Annotated in this window: 16 protein-coding genes; 2 read left to right on the forward strand and 14 right to left on the reverse strand. The window is 50.5% G+C overall.

Translation table 11 applies throughout. The features are described from left to right. Positions 1-13 precede the first annotated feature (13 nt). The 11 genes from LAJLEIBI_RS11120 to LAJLEIBI_RS11170 all read right to left on the reverse strand — a co-directional run bounded on the left by LAJLEIBI_RS11120 (position 14) and on the right by LAJLEIBI_RS11170 (position 11,905). Entirely contained in the window at positions 14-751 is a 738-nt protein-coding gene (locus LAJLEIBI_RS11120; protein ID WP_006442146.1) for a 16S rRNA (uracil(1498)-N(3))-methyltransferase, read from the reverse strand. 1 nt (position 752) lies between these two features. Then, a complete protein-coding gene (gene prmA, locus LAJLEIBI_RS11125) occupies positions 753-1,715 on the reverse strand; it encodes a 50S ribosomal protein L11 methyltransferase (protein WP_040434729.1) in 963 nt (320 codons plus the stop codon). Positions 1,716-1,725: 10 nt separating this feature from the next. Beyond that, positions 1,726-2,292 (reverse strand): manganese efflux pump MntP, encoded by a 567-nt coding sequence (locus LAJLEIBI_RS11130; RefSeq protein WP_040434730.1) that lies wholly within the window; start codon positions 2,290-2,292, stop codon positions 1,726-1,728. Positions 2,293-2,644: 352 nt separating this feature from the next. Then, positions 2,645-3,550 (reverse strand): glycoside hydrolase family 25 protein, encoded by a 906-nt coding sequence (locus tag LAJLEIBI_RS11135; protein WP_006442149.1) that lies wholly within the window; start codon positions 3,548-3,550, stop codon positions 2,645-2,647. A gap of 9 nt (positions 3,551-3,559) precedes the next feature. Further along, the gene (locus LAJLEIBI_RS11140; protein WP_040434731.1) at positions 3,560-5,626 is read right to left on the reverse strand and encodes a GGDEF/HDGYP domain-containing response regulator; all 2,067 of its coding nucleotides are present in this window, start codon (positions 5,624-5,626) and stop codon (positions 3,560-3,562) included. 71 nt (positions 5,627-5,697) lie between these two features. Then, positions 5,698-7,194 carry an AAA family ATPase gene (locus LAJLEIBI_RS11145; protein ID WP_006442151.1) on the reverse strand — a complete coding sequence of 499 codons (1,497 nt, stop codon included), beginning with the start codon at positions 7,192-7,194 and terminating at the stop codon, positions 5,698-5,700. Further along, positions 7,191-8,531, reverse strand: a complete 1,341-nt coding sequence (locus LAJLEIBI_RS11150; protein ID WP_006442152.1) for a vWA domain-containing protein — start codon at positions 8,529-8,531, stop codon at positions 7,191-7,193. The genes LAJLEIBI_RS11145 and LAJLEIBI_RS11150 overlap by 4 nt, the downstream gene beginning before the upstream one ends. Next, positions 8,528-9,514, reverse strand: coding sequence for a leucine-rich repeat protein (locus LAJLEIBI_RS11155; protein ID WP_006442153.1), 987 nt, complete (start codon positions 9,512-9,514; stop codon positions 8,528-8,530). Before LAJLEIBI_RS11155 ends, LAJLEIBI_RS11150 begins: the two co-directional genes overlap by 4 nt. A gap of 85 nt (positions 9,515-9,599) precedes the next feature. Continuing rightward, on the reverse strand, positions 9,600-10,415 hold the full coding sequence (locus LAJLEIBI_RS11160) for an alpha/beta fold hydrolase (protein WP_006442154.1): 816 nt from the start codon (positions 10,413-10,415) through the stop codon (positions 9,600-9,602). Positions 10,416-10,485: 70 nt separating this feature from the next. Then, positions 10,486-11,091, reverse strand: coding sequence for a YdcF family protein (locus tag LAJLEIBI_RS11165; RefSeq protein ID WP_006442155.1), 606 nt, complete (start codon positions 11,089-11,091; stop codon positions 10,486-10,488). Continuing rightward, positions 11,078-11,905: an HAD family hydrolase gene (locus LAJLEIBI_RS11170; RefSeq protein WP_319637186.1), complete on the reverse strand. Its 828-nt coding sequence runs from the start codon at positions 11,903-11,905 to the stop codon at positions 11,078-11,080. Before LAJLEIBI_RS11170 ends, LAJLEIBI_RS11165 begins: the two co-directional genes overlap by 14 nt. A gap of 143 nt (positions 11,906-12,048) precedes the next feature. Here LAJLEIBI_RS11170 and LAJLEIBI_RS11175 point away from each other — a divergent pair, with 143 nt between their 5' ends. Further along, positions 12,049-12,681 (forward strand): DedA family protein, encoded by a 633-nt coding sequence (locus LAJLEIBI_RS11175; RefSeq protein WP_006442157.1) that lies wholly within the window; start codon positions 12,049-12,051, stop codon positions 12,679-12,681. Here LAJLEIBI_RS11175 and LAJLEIBI_RS11180 read toward each other — a convergent pair. Further along, positions 12,678-13,295: a TetR/AcrR family transcriptional regulator gene (locus LAJLEIBI_RS11180; RefSeq protein ID WP_006442158.1), complete on the reverse strand. Its 618-nt coding sequence runs from the start codon at positions 13,293-13,295 to the stop codon at positions 12,678-12,680. The genes LAJLEIBI_RS11175 and LAJLEIBI_RS11180 overlap by 4 nt on opposite strands. Before the next feature lie 158 nt (positions 13,296-13,453). Between LAJLEIBI_RS11180 and LAJLEIBI_RS11185 the strand changes: the two genes are divergently transcribed. After that, positions 13,454-14,461: an NAD-dependent epimerase/dehydratase family protein gene (locus LAJLEIBI_RS11185; protein WP_006442160.1), complete on the forward strand. Its 1,008-nt coding sequence runs from the start codon at positions 13,454-13,456 to the stop codon at positions 14,459-14,461. Here the strand turns inward: LAJLEIBI_RS11185 and LAJLEIBI_RS11190 are convergent. Next, positions 14,403-15,773, reverse strand: coding sequence for a sensor histidine kinase (locus LAJLEIBI_RS11190; protein WP_006442161.1), 1,371 nt, complete (start codon positions 15,771-15,773; stop codon positions 14,403-14,405). The two genes, LAJLEIBI_RS11185 and LAJLEIBI_RS11190, sit on opposite strands and share 59 nt — an antisense overlap. Before the next feature lie 15 nt (positions 15,774-15,788). Beyond that, positions 15,789-18,503, reverse strand: a complete 2,715-nt coding sequence (locus LAJLEIBI_RS11195) for a sensor domain-containing phosphodiesterase (RefSeq protein WP_040434732.1) — start codon at positions 18,501-18,503, stop codon at positions 15,789-15,791. Between the last annotated feature and the right edge of the window lie 98 nt (positions 18,504-18,601).

An 18,601-nucleotide genomic window follows, 5' to 3' on the forward strand; every position in this document is an offset into this window, starting at 1 on the left:
ATAGATTATGTCGCTACCCTTCAAGATGGAACATAAGAACTGACAAAGTTGTAAGACCGGCCGTCTCCGTTCTCAGGATACGCCTTCCAAGCGTTATCGGCACAGCGCCGGCCTCCACGGCCAGTTCCACTTCCTCCCGTTCAAATCCGCCCTCCGGACCGATGAACACTCCGACAGACTGCCCCGGGACGATGGATGATATCACCCGTTTCGTCTCCTGCATTCCTTCCGCCAGTTCATAAGGTATGAGCAGTACATCCATGGCCGAAGCCTGCCGCAGCGCCTCGCCAAAACCGGCCACCGGAGCGACCTTTGGGATATATCCCCGCCCGGCCTGTTTGGACGCGCTCCCGGCGATACTCTGCCACCGCTCCACCTTTCTGGCCGCCTTCTTTTCATCCAGCCTGACGACCGAGCGTCTCGTCATCACAGGCACGACCTCAGAGACGCCAAGTTCCACCGCCTTCTGTACGATCAGCTCCATCTTGTCCTGCTTCGGAAGTCCCTGAAACAGACAGATCCTGGACGCAAGTTCCGTGTCTGACATCTCTTCCCTGCATATCTTCAGGACAGCCTGCCCTTCTTCATAACGATCGACGGCGCAGAGAAACTTCCGGTTGTCGCCGTCACTGACCGTCAGCTCTTCCCCCGGCTTCATGCGCAGGACATTTTTCATGTGATTGACATCCTGGCCCTCTATGAAAATATAACCGTTCCCGACCTGAAACGGCGTCACAAAAAAATGCTGCATATCAATTCTCCTGCTTTTTCTGCGCTGTGACGGAGACCCATTCTCCCTGGTGTGTCACCTCCAGCACCGCAAGGCCCGATGCCTTTACAGCCTCCACCACCACAGCTTCCTTTTCCTCAATGATGCCGCTCGTTATATAGATCCCGCCCGGCTTCAGGTGGGAGCATATGACAGGTGTGAGCGGCACGAGCACATCGGCCAGAATATTTGCCGCCACAATGTCATATCTGTCATAGCCGGCCTTATCCTGAACTTCTCTGTCATCAATGATATTTCCGATCATGACTTCGTACTGCTCCCGGCTGATCCCGTTCGCTTCCATATTCTCATGGGTCGCGTCGATGGCACATGGATCCAGGTCCGTTCCCACCGCATACCTGGCTCCGAACTTAAGCGCCAGCATACCGAGAATGCCGCTTCCACAGCCGACATCCAGGATCTCTGTGTCCGGTCCCACATATTTTCTGAGCTGCCGGATGCAGAGCTGTGTCGTCTCATGCATGCCTGTCCCAAACGCCGTGCCCGGGTCGATATGAATGACCATTCTGCCGCTGTCTTTTTCCTCCACCTCTTCCCAGGACGGAATGACAAGTATATCATCTATCGTAAACTGGTGGAAATACTGCTTCCAGTTGTTCACCCAGTCTACATCCTCTGTCTGTGACTCTTCAATGATACACTCTCCCACGTCCAGATAACTTCTCATGTCTTCCAGCCCGCGCCGCACCTGTCCGAGGATCGTTCCCGCGTCTTCCTCCTCGCCGAGGTAGAAGGTCAGATACGCCGTCCCGTCGTCTTCCGGAATGTCCGGGAGGATATCGACAAACATCTGCTCCTTGTCCTCCTTCGTGAGCGGGACCCTGTCCTCGATCTGCACCCCCTGTATGCCCACGTCCATCAGCATACCGCTTACAATATCTTCCGCCTCTGTCGTCGTCTTTAAACGAAATTGATTCCACTTCATATACATTCTCCTATAATAGTCCCAGATGAGAGAGCAGGATCTTGCATCCCATAAGGATGAGTATCACCCCGCCTGCCAGCTCTGCCCTGGATTTATATTTCGTTCCGAATACATTGCCTATTTTAACACCTGCGACGGATATTGTAAATGTGATCACACCAATAAAACTTACCGCCGGTACAATGGAGACGCGCAGAAACGCAAAGGTGACCCCGACAGCCAGCGCGTCGATGCTCGTAGCCACCGCAAGGCCGAGCATCGTGCGCACATCGAGGGATTCATCTTCCTCCCCGCATGAATCGCAGCCGGTGCGCGCCTCCCTCACCATATTGGCTCCGATTATCCCAAGAAGGACAAACGCGATCCAGTGATCCACCGACGTTATCACATCTTTGAACTGTACGCCGAGTAAATATCCGACAAACGGCATGACCGCCTGAAACACCCCAAAATATAACCCAACGACGCCCGCCTTCGTCCACGTGCACTTTTTCATGGCGAGGCCCTTACAGACAGAAACTGCAAACGCGTCCATCGACAGTCCCACCGCAATAATAAATAACTCGTACAATGCCATCCCGTATCTCTCCTTCTTTTGCCTTTTGTAAGCGAAGTTTTCTATGTTAAAATAAAGAATATGCCTTGGCACATTCTCGCGCCGAGCGCGGTCGCTTGCGACATATTACATCTTCGCGCGAGTGCGCCTCCCCCCCCCGGAGGGTTTTTATAACATAGGGAACGAAGTTTCCTATGTTATAAAAAAAGACCCATCCGTGGTGTGTCCACGGATAAGTCTCATTATTTAAAGTAATGCCAGATGTATCTCATCAGCATGTTGACAATACTACGCCCGCGCGCCAACTACTCCCTTACCGATAGTTGATATTATACTTACCGCGCGGAGGCTTGTCAACAAAAAATAATAACTGTTAATTATTCTCAAAATCTATGTTTAGATCCACACTTCCTTCGACCCCTGGTACTGTGCCGGACTCTGAATACTGCCACATGGAAAACTCATAGGGGCACTGGGGAACACTTTCATAGTCTGCGTACCATTTATCATAATCCGCCAGCCTTTCAAGCTCCAGCGTAAATGCCATCCATTTCATATTGGCATAGATCAGGCTGTCGTAACCGGCCTCTTCTACACTGTCGCAGAAAGCAATACAGTTATCCGTAAACTGTTCCCTTGAAAGACCGTCTGTCCTGGACTCGTCATCCTTGATTTCCTCCGTGTCGAACGCGACCGGATAAGTGATCTCATATTCCCGGATCCTTTCCAGAACGAACCGGGCCTCCTCAAGCGCCTCTTCCTCTGAGACCGCCTGTGAGAAAAAATAGACACCCACTTCCAGACCCGCGCCGAGGGTGCCGTCCATATGCGCCCGGAACAGCTTATCCTCCACAAGCTTTCCGGAGCTTCCATAGCCCCGATAGCCGACTCTTATCATGGCAAACTCTATTCCGGCCTCCCGCACCTGCGCCCAGTCTACAGACTGCTGATATTCGGATACGTCTATTCCGGCCCGTGATACCACTGTGCCGTCCTTACCGGTATAATATTTGTAACCTTCCTTTTCTTTCAGCCTCTCATACTCATAACTGCAGCCGGGAAGTCCTTCCAGATAATCCGCCTCATAGACAGCCCCTTCCACATCGACGAAGGTGTATGTCCGTTTGTCCTCGTCTTTCCCGGATGGATCCGAAGCGGCTCTTCCCCCGTTCATTCTCCCGTCCGCCCCGGAGCAGACGTACAGAAGCAGCGCTGCTGCCAGCACGATGGCGCCTTCCAGGCACCGTCTGCGGTATGCGGCTTTTGAACCGTCCAACATGTGAATCCCCTAATCTTCGATCTCGTTATCCATGGGGGAAATGACCGAGAGACAGCCCTCCATGGATTTTTCATAGAATTTATACTGGTTCCTTCCCTCCTGCTTGGAAGAATATAACGCCTGGTCGGCACATTGGAACAGCTTTTCATATGTAGTCCCGTCTTTTGGATATATGGCAACACCCATACTGATGGATATTTTAAAATTATAATAATAATCTGCGAGCGAATCAAAGATACGGTTCACAACATAGGAAAAATCATCCCTGTATTCAGCGAAAATAAGAAACTCATCTCCACCGACCCTGGCGGCGATATCTTCGCTTCTTATATTCTGCAGTATCTTCTTTGCCACAAACTTCAGCACCCTGTCGCCAAACAGATGGCCGTGCTGGTCGTTGGCATTTTTGAAAAAGTCCAGATCAAACAGTATCAGCCCATATCTCCGGTCCGTATCTTCTTTTAGCATGGAAGAAATGATCTTCTGCGCGTTGGCATGATTATACAGCGAGGTGAGCATATCCTGGGCAGCCGCCTGCTTCAGCATGTTCATCTCCAGCCGCTCCTCGTGGATATCTATCATCTTGCCGATGGATCCGCTGTAGATACACTTCTCCTCATCGCTCCAGAGTGCGCGGGCGATCAGTTTGCACCACCGTTCCCTGCCCTGGATGCGCAGCTGATACGTGCCGCTCACTACAGGATGAGCGGGAGTGGCGCTGCGTAAGTTCTTCCGGATCTCGCAGAGCGCGTCGTGGTCTATGATCTCATCGATAATGGGATTATCCATCGGATGGAGGGCTATCTCGTCCGTGCCGAGATAGTTGGCTCCCCACTCGGACAGCATGATCATGTCTGTCTCCGCATTATATTCAAACTGGATCTCCTGCGACATGGACGCAAAGAACTGATACTTGATCCGTTCCTGCTCCAGAAGGTTCAGCGTGCGGTCCGAAGCGGTTATGCCTCCCGACTCTAGCAGTTCCGACGTGATGTTTCTCATCTCGTTGTTCATCGTGCCGCCGAGTGAACGCACCTTCAATTCTTTGGAAATATGGTCTCCTTCTTCGATAAGGCATTCCAGCAGGACCGGATTAAACGCGCCGCATTCCCCGTGCAGTATCATCTCCATCGCTTTCTCATGTTCATATGCGGGCTTATATACACGCACACTCGTCAGCGCGTCATACACATCCGCCAGCGACACTACCTGAGCAGCTATCGGGATATCTTCCCCCTTCAGTCCGTCGGGATAGCCTCTCCCGTCATAACGCTCGTGATGCCAGCGGCATATCTCATATGCCACCTTCACAAGTCCTTCATTCTGATGGTTCGGCACACTTTTAAGCATCTCGGCTCCGATGGCAGAGTGGGTCTTCATGATCTCAAATTCTTCCTTCGTAAGCTTGCCTGGCTTGTTCAAAATCTCCTCAGCTATGGATATCTTGCCGATATCGTGAAGCGCGGATGCGTTTGTGATAAGGGCGATGGCTGCGCTGTTCAGGTTATATTCCTCCGTCCGGCGCGCAAGCGCCTTGAGCAGGATCTCTGTGATGATCCGGATGTGCATGACATGAAGGCCGCTCTCTCCGTTACGGAATTCGACGATCGTACTCAGGATCTCTACCATGAGATAATTATTCTTTTCTTTTTCCAGTATCTGATCTGTCACCATACCCTGCAGCATCTTCTGCTTTGCGTACAGCATGATCGTATTGCTCACACGCCGCCTGACCGTCTTTACGTCAAACGGCCTGCTTATATAGTCTGTCGCGCCCAGGTCATATGCCTGGTCGATATAAGCCGATGACGTCTCTGCCGATATCATAATGACCGGAATATGCTCGATCCACTTTCCTTTATTCATCATTGCAAGCACTTCAAAACCGTCCATTACCGGCATCACGATATCGAGAAGTATAATTGCAATGTCATTTTCATTCTTCTGCAGATACTGTACTGCCTCCAGACCATTGACCGCCTCCGCGATCTCATACTCGTCGCCGAGCATGTCGGACAGAAGAGACCTGTTCATTTCCGTATCATCTACGATTAATATCTTGTGTCTTTTATCCATACCCCTACCTTGCCACATCATAAAGAATTTTAGTTACAGTTTCCTCTATCATATCACATTCCGGCTTTTTTTCAAAGGTTAATCATATTCTCTTCCACTTCATCCAGACGGCCCATGATATCCTCATGCTGTTCGTCGGTCAAAAGCCGTTTATTATAGCGGTAATATTTGTCGCAGCCGTATTCCTTCAGGTACTGAATGCTGTAGTGATTTGTGTTCAGCTCCGCGATAAACGCCACCATCTCCTGACTGTCCCCGAAAGCGTCCTCCATAAAATCAAATGCGCTATCCAGCGCGCTTCCTGCCTTCTCTGCCGCTTTTTCTCTCGCTTCTGTCTCTTTCCTGAATTCTTCCTTCACCCGCTCAAATACCTCATCCTGGGGCAGATGCTCTCTTTTGACTGTCTGCCCGTATGACTCCAGCGCTCTGAGCATACGTCTGTATATCTCTTCTTCCCGCCTGTCAAGCTGTTCCGCTTTCCGCAGCCTCTCATACTCCTCCTGCGCGGCAGCGGTGACAGCCGCAAGCGTCTCATTGTCTTTCATTCTGAGCAGATATCCGTGCAGAAGGGTAACATACCGGTCTTCCATAACGTAGCCCCGGAATAATTCGCCAAGCTTTCCCGTCAGTATCCCGACCACACTGAGACGTTCATCAAACGGCGCATATCTAAGCTGCTCCAGCACATCCCTGCTGTACTGGCCTTCAAGCACCTTCAAAAGTCCGTAATCCTTCTTATACTTCTCGAACAGCTCCAGATAATTCGCAAAGTCTTTGGCGATCTTCCAGTGCTGTATATACTGATATACGACCTCTCTGTCCGCCCTTTTCCCGATCACTTCGTATGCTTTGATGAGCTGGGACAGATCCTCCCATCCTCTTGCGGTGGCAAACATCTTTCCGTCCACCGTCGTCTCTATTCTGTAGAAGTATTCCTTTTTTAATTCCAGATAGGCAAGGACCGCAGGATGGATCTCAGCCGTATAGGCGTATTCCTTCCAGACTTCAAAGTTCTCCTCCACCTCTATCTTCTTGATCCTGTCCAGCGTGACGACATCAAAATCTCTGACAGACTTGTTATACTCAGGAGGATTCCCCGCCGCCACGATCACCCAGCCTTCCGGCACCTTCTGATTGCCGAATGTCTTGCACTGGAGAAACTGGAGCATTGTCGGCGCCAGCGTCTCCGACACACAGTTTATCTCATCGATGAACAAAATTCCTTCCTGCATTCCCGTCTGCTCTATCTTGTCATAAACTGCAGCGATGATCTCGCTCATCGTGTATTCGGTCACAGAATACTTTTTGCCTCCATACTCCTTTTCCTGTATAAAGGGGAGTCCGATCGCGCTCTGCCTCGTATGATGGGTGATCGTATAGGCTATAAGCCCGATCTTACATTCCCTCGCGATCTGTTCCATTATCTGCGTCTTTCCGATCCCCGGCGGCCCCATGAGCAGAATCGGTCTCTGCCGGACGGCGGGTATCATATACGTGCCGAACTCGTCCTTTTTCAGGTAAGCCTCAATAGAATCTTTGATCTCATTTTTTGCCCGTTTTATATTCATCTGCTGTCTCCTTCTATGTCTTCCCCCGCCAGAACGAGCTTTATCGCCCACGGCGGCACGTCTGTGTCTTCATAATCCTCACTGAAAAATACGAATGCCGTCTCAAAAGGCGGCATCTTTGACGGATACGTCCCCCTGCCGTCGGTAAAATATATCAGTCCCCGCAGACGGGTGAATACCTGTTCCTTTATAAGCTGCTCTACATAAGTGAACGCCGGCCGGAAATCAGTTCCTCCCTCGCCGTACAGTGTCAGGCTGTCCATATACCGCTTAAGCCCTTCTTCGTCCGTGATCTTCTCATCCGTCTGTACTGTGTCATCACACTGTATAATGTGGATGTTCACTTTACGGAAGAAACTGTCGTTCTCACTAAGCACCGCGTAAGTCTCTTCCAGAAACTTCTTTACCAGTTCTCCCGAACACGACATGGACGTGTCAATGACTATCACAAACTCTTCCACCTTCTGCACTTCACGCCATTCCTGCGGTTCAATGAGCGGCATATTGCCGTACAGTTCAAGACCGTACGTATAAAATACATAGTCAAACGAATCCGGATCGACCGCCATCTCCTCCTTCAGCACGGAAAATTTCCGCAGGAACTGGCGGTAGTCGGCACGCTGACGGTTCTCCACCTTCACATGATCGATCAGATGGCCGGACTCGGCAGAAGCCTCTTTGGAAAAAGTCTCCATATCCGTCTCCATCTGCTCGCTTATATCCTGCCACCTGTTCTGGATCTGCTGCTGTTGCTTCTTGTCATTCTCCTGCGGCCAGCGGCTGTGGCTGTCGATCCTGAACTCTTCCTCCAGCCTCTTAAGTTCTCTCTCATCCAGATCCCGGTAAAGCAGTACACCATACACCTTCTCTGCCGTCAGGACCTTCATCTGTCCTTTCAGCCTCCGGTATGTCTCTCTCCTCAAAACAGAGCGTCTCCTCAGAATACAGCGGTAGTTCATCCCGTCCAAAATATACTCTGTAACGATATCACATGCCAGGTCATAATATCTCGGGTCCCGCCCCTTTCTTCCCGTCATATGACGAAAGACGCCGTGCAGCACCATGTGAAGATACAGGCGGCTGACAAGCGTCCTGTCCTCGCGGTACAGACCTCCGAGCCAGCGGGGCTCATAATATATGGCAAACCCGTCCGTTCCCGCCGTCTCTATACCTTCATCCATAATAAAGGAAAAACTGCTAAGGGCCACGTCCAGAAAGCGCATCTTCATGTACAGTTCATTTCTGGCCGCAGCTAAAATCTGTTTTCCCACCGTTTCAAGCTGTTCTGAAATCGTCTGCCCGTCGTTCATATTGTCTGTTCTCTCTTTCCTGCTCATAGTTCAAATGTTTTTTTCTTTCCTGCCGGCAGCTTCTGTCTTTCATTCATCAGCACGCCGACCAGTTCCGTGTGTCCCAGCTCTGACGCTCTCCTGACAGCCTCATCAACTGCCCGCGCGCCAAAGCAGCCTGTCCGGGACAGGAATCTTATCTCGTCAAACGCCTCCCGCTCCGCCACATAGCGGCCCACCGCTTCCATATGGCCGTGCAGATACTCCTTGTATGCAGACCCGGACTTCTCCGACAGTCTGAATGGATACATAAGCCGTCCGAGGACAAGCTCGATCACCGTCTCTTCCTTCTCCTCAGTTACCGCAAACGGCAGCAGTTCGTCGTATTTTTTATAGTCCAGTTCATGGTTGAAAAAGCACTGCCGGTAATAGCCTCCGGAACCGTGATGCTCTGTTACAAGCAGACGGGCGGGCGTATTTTCAACCGCTTCCTCGTAATGCTCCGGAAAGAGTATTCTGGCTGTCTGCACCCCGCCGTGCGCCCCATGATAATAAAGTATTGCGCGTATGGCAAAGCGGATCTCATCCACAATAGACTTAAGCGCAGACTTCTCTCCTCTGTAAAAATGTATCTCCGCTTCTTTGAGGCGGCATCCGGTGAAGGCGCCCCCTCCTATATCGAGCAGACTGTCGGTGAGGGTCAGCTTTCTCAGATTTCTGCAGCGGTAAAATGCATACCGCCCGATCTCACCGACTCGTCCAGGAAGGCGGATCTCTTCCACCTCATCCGTGCATATCCTGTGCCTTTCGCCCACATATGCGGCATCCGGGCTCAGGTATACGCAGTCTGTCTCCTCCCCGCCGTCCGAAAAAGCGTACGGTCCGATACCGTACACTGCATGTCCCTCGATCTCATCAGGAATATACAAGTTTCCGTCAATACCGTAACAGCCTGTGATCGTCACTCTGTCTCTGTCTTTTTTATAGTGTATCTCCGGGCAGATCTGCTCTGCCGTCTGTCTCTCTGTCATATATGATACCCCGGAAAATGCAGACAGAACGCGGCGCTTCCGTATGAGGATCTGATCATCGCCACCGCGCGCTGTCCGTATTTGTTTAAAGCTTTCCTACTTCTTTTATAAATATACAGTTAAACTTTTCCAGCTCGTCATAAACGATCCCATGCCCGCTTTCATCCAACTGATAAAGTCTGGAATCTGCGATACATTTATGCTGTATTTTGACAAGGTCGTTGGATACGACCGTATCCTTCGTCCCATGGATGATAGCAGTCGGCACCCGCACCGCATCCAGGTCTTTTCTGCCGTCTTCATCTCTCAGCGAATATGCCGTCTCAATGGTGGCGATACCGGAGGCAGACAGTGCGATCAGCTCGAACCAGTCCTTCACCGCGCCGCTTTGGCAGCTGGCAAAAAGCTGGTCATGGCTGAAATCGCGCGCAAGTTGCGGCCGGTCCGTCTCAGCCTGGCATATAAGCCCGTCTACATACTCTCTCGTGAGTCCGTACGGAAATCCTGCTCTCCTCGTCCAGCACGGCGCGGCAGCCGCAAGCAGTATCAGCTTCTTCACGCCGTAGGAACGGTAATTCTTCATATAACGCAGCACAATGGCCCCGCCCATGGAAAATCCGGTCAGGACAAAGCGGTACAGTTTGAGCGCCCTGACCACTCTGTACACATCATCCGCAAGCGTATCATAATCATAACCACAGGCAGGAGAATCCGAATTTCCAAAGCCTCTCAGATCCATAAGTACGACTCTGTAATTATTCTTAACGAGCAGCGGGATCTGATACTCATACATCAAATGGGACAAAGGCCAGCCATGCACTAAAAATACGGTCTCCGTGCATTCCGGATTATATACATATACCGCCAGCTTGACCCCGTCTTTTGCTTTCACATAAAACATCTGCAATCCTCAAAACTGTCTTTTAAATCAATATATGTGGATCACACGGCATCGTGCACAGAACAGTCCCTTAATGATATCCTCTGAACAGGTTTCTGTACATATTCCACCACGTCTTTATGTAAAGCATGATTTTTGTGCGCCATGTCTGTCCCGTGGGATCGTCCGCCCTGCACATGACGTGGTCCATACGGAACTTCCCCGCATAATGGTCCGCCTTCCTCAGATGCCAGCCGTTTGTAACGACAACACAGTCTTTTAAGCCATTCTCCGACATGAGTGCCTTGGAATACTTCATATTGTGATAGGTGCTTACTGACCTCGGCTCCGTATAGATCACGTCCGCCGGCACACCGAGCTTAAGAGCATGATCCCTCATAACTTCCGCCTCCACATGAGAATTGGACACGGCGCCTCCGCTCAGCAGAAGGGCCTTTACCTTTCCTTCCCGCAGCAGCCCGGCCCCTTTTTCTACCCTGGTTCTCATGAAGGGGGACGGACTCCCGTCTTCTTCTGCATAATAACCGCAGACGACGGCACAGTCATATGTATGTTTCTTCCATCTTCTTTTCGGCCTTCGGAATACCGCAGTAAATATGCATATATTCAAAAGGAGAAAAACGGCCGTCAGCCTTCCCAGGATCCCCGCCGTCTTCTTTGCCTTATATAAGTCCATAATGCTCCATCGCACGGCTGATCCCGTCTTCCTCCACTTTATCAGTGATATGTTCTGTGTACGGCTCAAGGACCGCATCGTGTCTGCCCATGGCGACCGCATGCTCCGCAAATTGAAACATGGACAGGTCGTTGCTGCTGTCTCCGAACACATATACCTGCTCCTTTTCAAAGCCAATGCAGTCCATGATGCACTGAATGGCTGTCGCCTTGCTGAACTGTCTCTGCACGCACTCGTAAATGCCCTGTCCCCTGTCGATCGCCTCCAGGTCTCCTTTTATAAAATCCAGAAACGTCTCTTTATCGCTGTGGCTGTCCGTATACACAAGCAGCTTGTCATATATAAAATTCTTATCCTCCATCGCACGTTCAAGCCCAAGGCCCGCACCGGCAAAATATCTCCTCATACTCTCTATCTGTTCAAAACGCGAGATCCTGTTGGAAAAGTATACGTCCTCCGTTCCCTCGCACAGGCCTTCTACATTACATTTTTTTATGCAGTCGATGATCTCGGTCCCTCTGTCTTTTGGAATATGGTTTTCCAGCAGCACCCTGTCCTTATATAAGAGATAAGTGCCGCAGCCGCACAGATAGCCGTCCATCTTAAGCCGCACGATCTCAGGCGGCAGACTTCCGTATGTCCTTCCGGTATTAATGAAGGTAAGATGCCCGTTCTCTCTTGCAGCATGGAGCGCATCCATTGTACTTTGAGGTATCTCTCCTGTCACCTCGCTCAGTAAAGTTCCGTCAATATCAAAAAACAACGCGGCCTGTCTCATCTTAGTACCTCTCTCTCCATCACGTTTTACGTTCACATCCTTCTATATATTATCATCCTGCCGCCGGAATGTCACGGTGCTTTTTTCCCGCCCGGCGCGCGCCCGGGAAAGAAAGTGTAATTGTCCTTGCCTGCCCCGTCATATATATTTGGTAGATCAATCAATGGCAGGTCAATTATATGCAGGAATTTGTTATTCAAGTCATGAATCAATTTGGTTATCTCGGCATCTGTTTTCTGATCATAGTCGAAAATATATTTCCACCAATTCCCTCGGAGGTCATACTCTTTTTTGGCGGATTTATGACTACATGCACAGAAATGACCATACCCGGTGTCGTGCTGTTCTCCACCCTCGGCTCCACTTTAGGCGCCATGATACTGTACGAAGCCGGCTGTCTGCTCACGCCGTCCCGGCTGGAAGCTCTTCTGAACACAAAAGCGCTGCGGCGGCTCGGCTTTGAAAAAAAGGACGTGGAGAAGACGACCGGCTGGTTTGAAAAGCACGGGCAAAAGGCGATTCTGTTCGGCCGCTGTGTCCCGATCATCCGCAGTCTCATCTCTGTTCCGGCCGGTATGGCAGGTATCAGACTGCCTCTCTTCCTCTTTTATACCGTGGCCGGAAGCACTGTCTGGAACATATTTCTCGTGTCGCTCGGCGCCTTTATGGGCTCTTCCTGGGATACGATCCAGTCTTACCTGCAGGCTTACGCTTCCCTGACCCGCTTCCTGCTCATCACATTGGCCGTCATACTATGCTGGCGCTGTGTGCGCAAAGTGTCAAGGAGAAAGACAAAGGGGCAGCCGCGCTAAATATGACGGCTGCCTTTATTTTTTAAGAATCCGATCCCCGACATCATGATATCCTCCGTCATCGCCGCAATATCCTGGGCGCTGCCTGCCATCCCCTCCGCCAGCCATTTCTCCAGCACGCCGATGCACCCTGCGCTTACAAATGCGTAAAAATACTCTATCTGTTCCGGTGTGGCTCCCTCAAAGTAACGGGTATATGTCTCCACGCAGTTCTCCTGCCCGATCTGGATCAGACGGGCGGCAAACTCCTTGTCTCCGTACGGGCCAAGCGTCACTGTACATATATCCGCATTATCCTTCAGACACTGGAACACACCTGTCGTAAAGTTAAGCGGAGTCAGCTCCTTTTCCCCGGAGTCCAGAAGAGGTTCCAGCGCCTTTCTGAAATCAGCCGTCATTTCATCTTCCATCTTATCAAGCAGATCATAGATATCCGTATAGTGGGCATAGAATGTGCCTCTGTTGATACCTGCCTTCCCGCACAGCTCCTTCACAGTGATACTCTGAATGGGCCTGCTCTTAAGCAGTGCGGTAAACGCTTCTCTGATGAGCATTTTTGTCACTCTTGTGCGGTAATCATTTTTACTCAATCTCTCACCTTCTCTTTCTTTCATTTAACGGAATCTGTACAGTATCATACACAACGCGCCCTGAATGTACAAAATCCGGCCCCCCGGCTTCAAGCTGTCCATTGTTACCCTGTATATAATATATTATAATACATATATGAAAGATATCCAACACCGTGTCTGTTTTTTTGGAGGTGTCATCTATGAAAAAAATATATATCATAACAGGGGCCAACGGCCATCTCGGCAGGGCAGTCATACGCCTTCTCCTCGGCACAGACGCCGAGGTCAGAGGACTGATCCTGCCCGGCGACACGAAACAGCTCTTTGAAAACGTCTGTTACACAAAAGGGGATGTCAGAGACAGAGAAAGCCTCCGCCCGTTGTTCCTCAATACAGACGGCGCCGAAACGTATGTCATACACGCAGCCGGTATCGTGGACATTTCATGGGAGCTTTCCGCGCATGTGTACGATGTAAATGTCAGCGGAACAAAGAATGTTCTCTCCCTCTGCGCCGAGTACAAAATAAAGCGGCTTATCTATGTAAGCTCTGTACACGCCATCCCCGAGAAAAACAGCCTCTGCGTGCTTCAGGAAGTATCCCGGTTTTCGCCGCGGGAAGTACGCGGAGGATATGCCAGGACAAAGGCAGAAGCGTCGCAGGCTGTTCTCAACTCAGTAAAAAAAGGGATGGACGCAGTTATCGTCCACCCCTCCGGCATGCTTGGCCCGGACGCGGTCTCCGGCAGTTACCTCATGCAGCTCGTAGAAGACTATATGAGCGGGCTGCTTCCTGCCTGCGTCAACGGAGGATATGATTTTGTAGATGTGCGGGACGTTGCCGCAGGCTGCCTTCTCGCGCTGGAAAAAGGAAGAACCGGGGAATGCTACATATTGTCCAACCGGCATTATGAAATACGGGAGATCCTACATATCATACGGGATCTTACCGGCGGACGCCGCCTCCCGGTTCTGCCTGCTTGGGCAGCCAGGGCAGCGTGTCCGGTCATACGGCAGTGGGCCCGCATGAAAAACAGGCGGCCGCTGTACACTAAATATTCTCTCTACACCTTGAAAAGCAACGACCGCTTTTCCCATGACAAGGCGACCTCCTGTCTCGGCTATACGCCCCGGGATATACGTTCTACTCTTAAAGATACTGTTCTCTGGATCCAGGAGCAGAACGTTTCTGTTCCTCCAGGTTCATAAAAAGTGTAAAATTAAAAAACCGCTCATCGTATGCAACATGCACCATACCGCGGTATTTCTCCACGACACGTTTCACCGAGGCGATTCCTCTGCCTTCTCCTTCATGCTTCGTGGATAAGTACCGCCCTTTCCTTTCCACGATCTTGTTCTCGTACGTATTCCTGAGCATGATCACAAGCTGGCTGCCTTTTACAGCTGCTTTTACTTCAATTTCTCTCTCACCTGTCTGCCGGCCTCTGCATGCGTGCAGTGCATTTTCCAACAGATTGCCGAGCACGCTGCCAAGATCCGTCTCCCCGATATGTATACCTTCCGGAATATCTGCCTGTATGCGTATCTTTATTCCGGCGTCATCTGCAAGCGTTCTGTAATGTCTGAGTATGACGTCCGCCACATGATTCTCACAGAGCGTTGTGTCTGTATCCGCCATATACACCGGCGCAAGCTGCTTAAGATACTCCCGCAGCCCCTCAACACTGCCGCTGTCCGCAAACCCGGCGATGACGAGCAGATGATGGCGCCAGTCGTGCCGCAGCCGCGCTGTATCTTCCATATGCTCGATCATGCTTTCATACTTTTCCTCCTGCATCTGGAGCTGGGAAGCGATAAGCTTCGTCTCCTCCATCGCGGCGATACCTTTGTATGCCTGAAGAAGCATTACGAGTGTGACAAAAAAGAAAGCGTATGTGATAAACGACCAGAGCACACTGAACAGCACATCCCCCTTCTCTATATGAACAGGCCGCTTCCAGAAATCTCCCACGATCTTTACATAAAATACTATATAAGTAAGCGCCGGTATCATCCAGATGACCCGCCAGAAGGAACGTGAAATATTCAGTTCAACGATCCGTCTGAAAAAACGGACCAGAAGGATCCAAAGCAGAGGCACATAAAAAAGAGTCACCCCGTATGAGACGAGCATCTGGGCTGCCGCCTCCGGCATCTCTTTCAAGTGCAGAGACACGATCGACTTCGTGATCGCCATAATGTTCACATACAGATTCAAAGTGACAAGCACGATGAACAGAAGCTCAAAGCCGCTGCTCTCTATCGTGATCCTGAACACAGCCACGGCCAGACAGAACCAGAGCGCAATGCCCAGGATATTGTATTCGGTGAACAGATGACCGGGAAGCAGAAATAAAAGCGTCGTAACGACCGTGACCACTATGAGCGCCGACACCCACAGCGCCGTCCTTACATTCCCGTACCGGAACCGGCTCTTCAACGGAATAAATATAAAGCAGGCAAATACGATACAGGTGCCTGCCACTCTTAACGCCGCAAAAATATCATCTGCATTCATCATCTCTGTATCTCTCTCTTACAAATATTCATTCTCATATTCCCTGATCGGAATAGGCACGCTGAACAGATAGCCCTGAACATACTCGACCCCGCAGTCTCCAAGTGCCAGGAGCTGCTCTTCCTCTTCAATTCCCTCTGCCACCAGCTTTATCCCCGTCTTTTTACAGCTTTCCACAATGGTCCTCACGATTTCCTGCGTCTTACTGTTTTCGGCTATGTCTTTCACCATGCTGCGGTCCAGCTTCAGCACGTCGAATTCTGTTGTTGACAGCAGCGCAAGGTCGGCATGGTCGGTCCCGAAATCGTCAAGAGTTACGCCAAATCCTTCGCTCCGAAGTCCGGCGATCAGTCTGCGCATTTCTGTATCGGTGACATCGCCTGCCTTTTCTGTGATCTCCAGCTCTATCAGTGTCGGCGGTATCGCGTATTTCCGGCATATTTCCTTCAGCCGTTCTGTAAAAGACGGCTGCCGAAGTGAATGATGTGAAAAATTGACAGATATCGGGGAGGCTTTTTTCCCTTCCTTTGCCCACGCTTCCATCTGAGAGCAGACAAATTCAAACACATAAAAGTCGATCTGGCTCACCGATCTGGCTTCCTCGAGAAGAGGCAGGAAGTTTCCGGGCAGAACCATCGTTCCGTCATCGGAGCGGTAACGGATCAAAGCCTCTGCGCCTACCGGCGTGCGGTCGGCCGAGGATATCTTTGGCTGCAGATAGACTTCAAATCTCTTCCGGTCTATCTCCTGCTTAAGGATGCGCGGGTCGGCAAGCTGCAGTATCTCATCGCTGTGATGACGGTAACGGTTCCCTTTCCTGCTCTTTCTGTAGAACTCTTTCTTATCTTCGTACATCATGGCATCCGCCTTTGCCACGATCTGATTGATATTCTGGAATTCACCCGCCCACTGGCTGCCGATGGCGGCGTTGCACCGGCTGTCGCCCTCAAAGATCCGTTTTAACTCCGCCGTCTTATCTTCAAATTTCTCTTTCGGAATGTCTGTACAGATTATGACAAACTCATCACCGCCGACACGGTAACAGTCTTCCTTCCTGAATATCACTTTCATCTTATCAGCCGCCCGCACAAGCATGCGGTCACCCTCAGCATGTCCGCGCCTGTCGTTGACTTCTTTCAACCCATTCACGTCAAGATATATAATGCCGACAGAACTTTTACTTTCCTGCAGAGCCTCCAGATCTTTCATGAACCGGTTGCGGTTATAAAACGAAGTGAGTGTATCGTGATAACTCAGCCGGGACAGCTGCTGCTCATTTTCTGCCCTTCTGTAAGTGAGAAGGATAAAATAACAGAGCGTCTGAAGCGGGGCCCCAATATTCAGCAGCCTCTCTCCCGGTGGATTATCCACTCCCAGATATCCTATGACCACTCCGTCCTTCTCCATCGGCGCAGCCACAAGGCTGCTGATCCCCTGAGCGGCCAGTGTCTCATATTCCTTTGGTGAACTTTCCCGGTACTCTTCCAGATTCTCGATCACCACACATTCCTGCTTTTCAAAGGCCGGGCGCCAGCGTTCGATCAAAGAGACCGGAAGTTCCTGAAGATTGTCTATTTCCGGCTCCACTCCCTGTGCACACCATTCAAATTCATTATACATCTTCCCGTCTTTTATACTGAATATATAGGACCGCTCCGCCTGCAGAAAGCTGCCGAGCTGCTTTAGGACCTGGTTCATCGCCTTGACGATATCACGCCCCTGATAAAGCACACGTATACATTCCATCACCATATTTTCCACATCCAGGGCATATTTAAGCTTCTGTCTCTCGTTCTCCATCTGCGTCATGTCAAACGCGATCTCCAGACGGGCCTTTTTCCCATCCCATTCTATCAATCTGTCTTTCAGTATGTAATGGCGGTTTGTAAGCTGATTGGTCGTCTCCCAGCTGTAATTTTCTCCCGGTTTGAGCAGTGCGTTCGTGCAGAAAGAACACGGAGCATCCTGCCCCTGCAGCGCCTTGTAGCACTTGATTCCGCTGATGTCATCCAGTTGAAAGTTCTTTTTCCCTGCTTCATTGACAAACAGAAGGTCATAATTTTCCACATCCGCCACATAGATAAGCTCAGATATCTCATTGATCGGAACTTGTAGTTCCTTTGCCATTTTGTCCAAATGCTCCCTTTTCAGACGGTTTTCATCTTCCGCTTCCTGGATCTCCTTCTGCCTTTTATTCTGGACAGAGCCAAACCATATGAAGAAACCGGCCACAAAAATAAAGATCACGGCAAGCACCATAAACCCTCTCTCCGCTATCCGGGCATTCTTCTCCGAGTACGTCTCTGCCGCCGACACCGTCTGGTCCGCCAGCTCAAAGTATTCCTGGCTCAGGCTGTACAGCCGGCTCTTATCCGCGCCCTGCCGCACGCGGCCGATCTCCTCCTTCAGCACACTAAAGCTTTCCTGCATCTGTGTCATAAGCTCCTGAAATTTTGTGTCATTCAGACGGATGAGTCCGTGTTCCCCCTCTCCTGTAAGAAGTTCCTCTATGATCTTGTCGAGACGTTCCATAAGTTTATCGTCCGGGGAGCCCTGAAGCTCTTCTTTTACAAGCTTCTGCGTGCCTCCCCTGACTACGCCCGCGTAATTAATGACCCGGGCGTTCCCCTGCAGTTTCTGAATCGATATAAAAGAAAATATTCCCAAAAGGGCCAGCGCTACCGACAGTATTATAGTGATGATCTTTCTTTGCTGTTTGTTGTCTCCAGACATGATAAGCCCCTTTCCACCCATAAAATAAACCGTATTTAAAAGGTTTACGTAATAATTCAATCATAACTCATTTTTTCAGTTCTGTACATCCGTATCGG

It is taken from the genome of [Clostridium] hylemonae DSM 15053 (assembly GCF_008281175.1).
Lineage (GTDB): Bacteria > Bacillota > Clostridia > Lachnospirales > Lachnospiraceae > Extibacter > Extibacter hylemonae.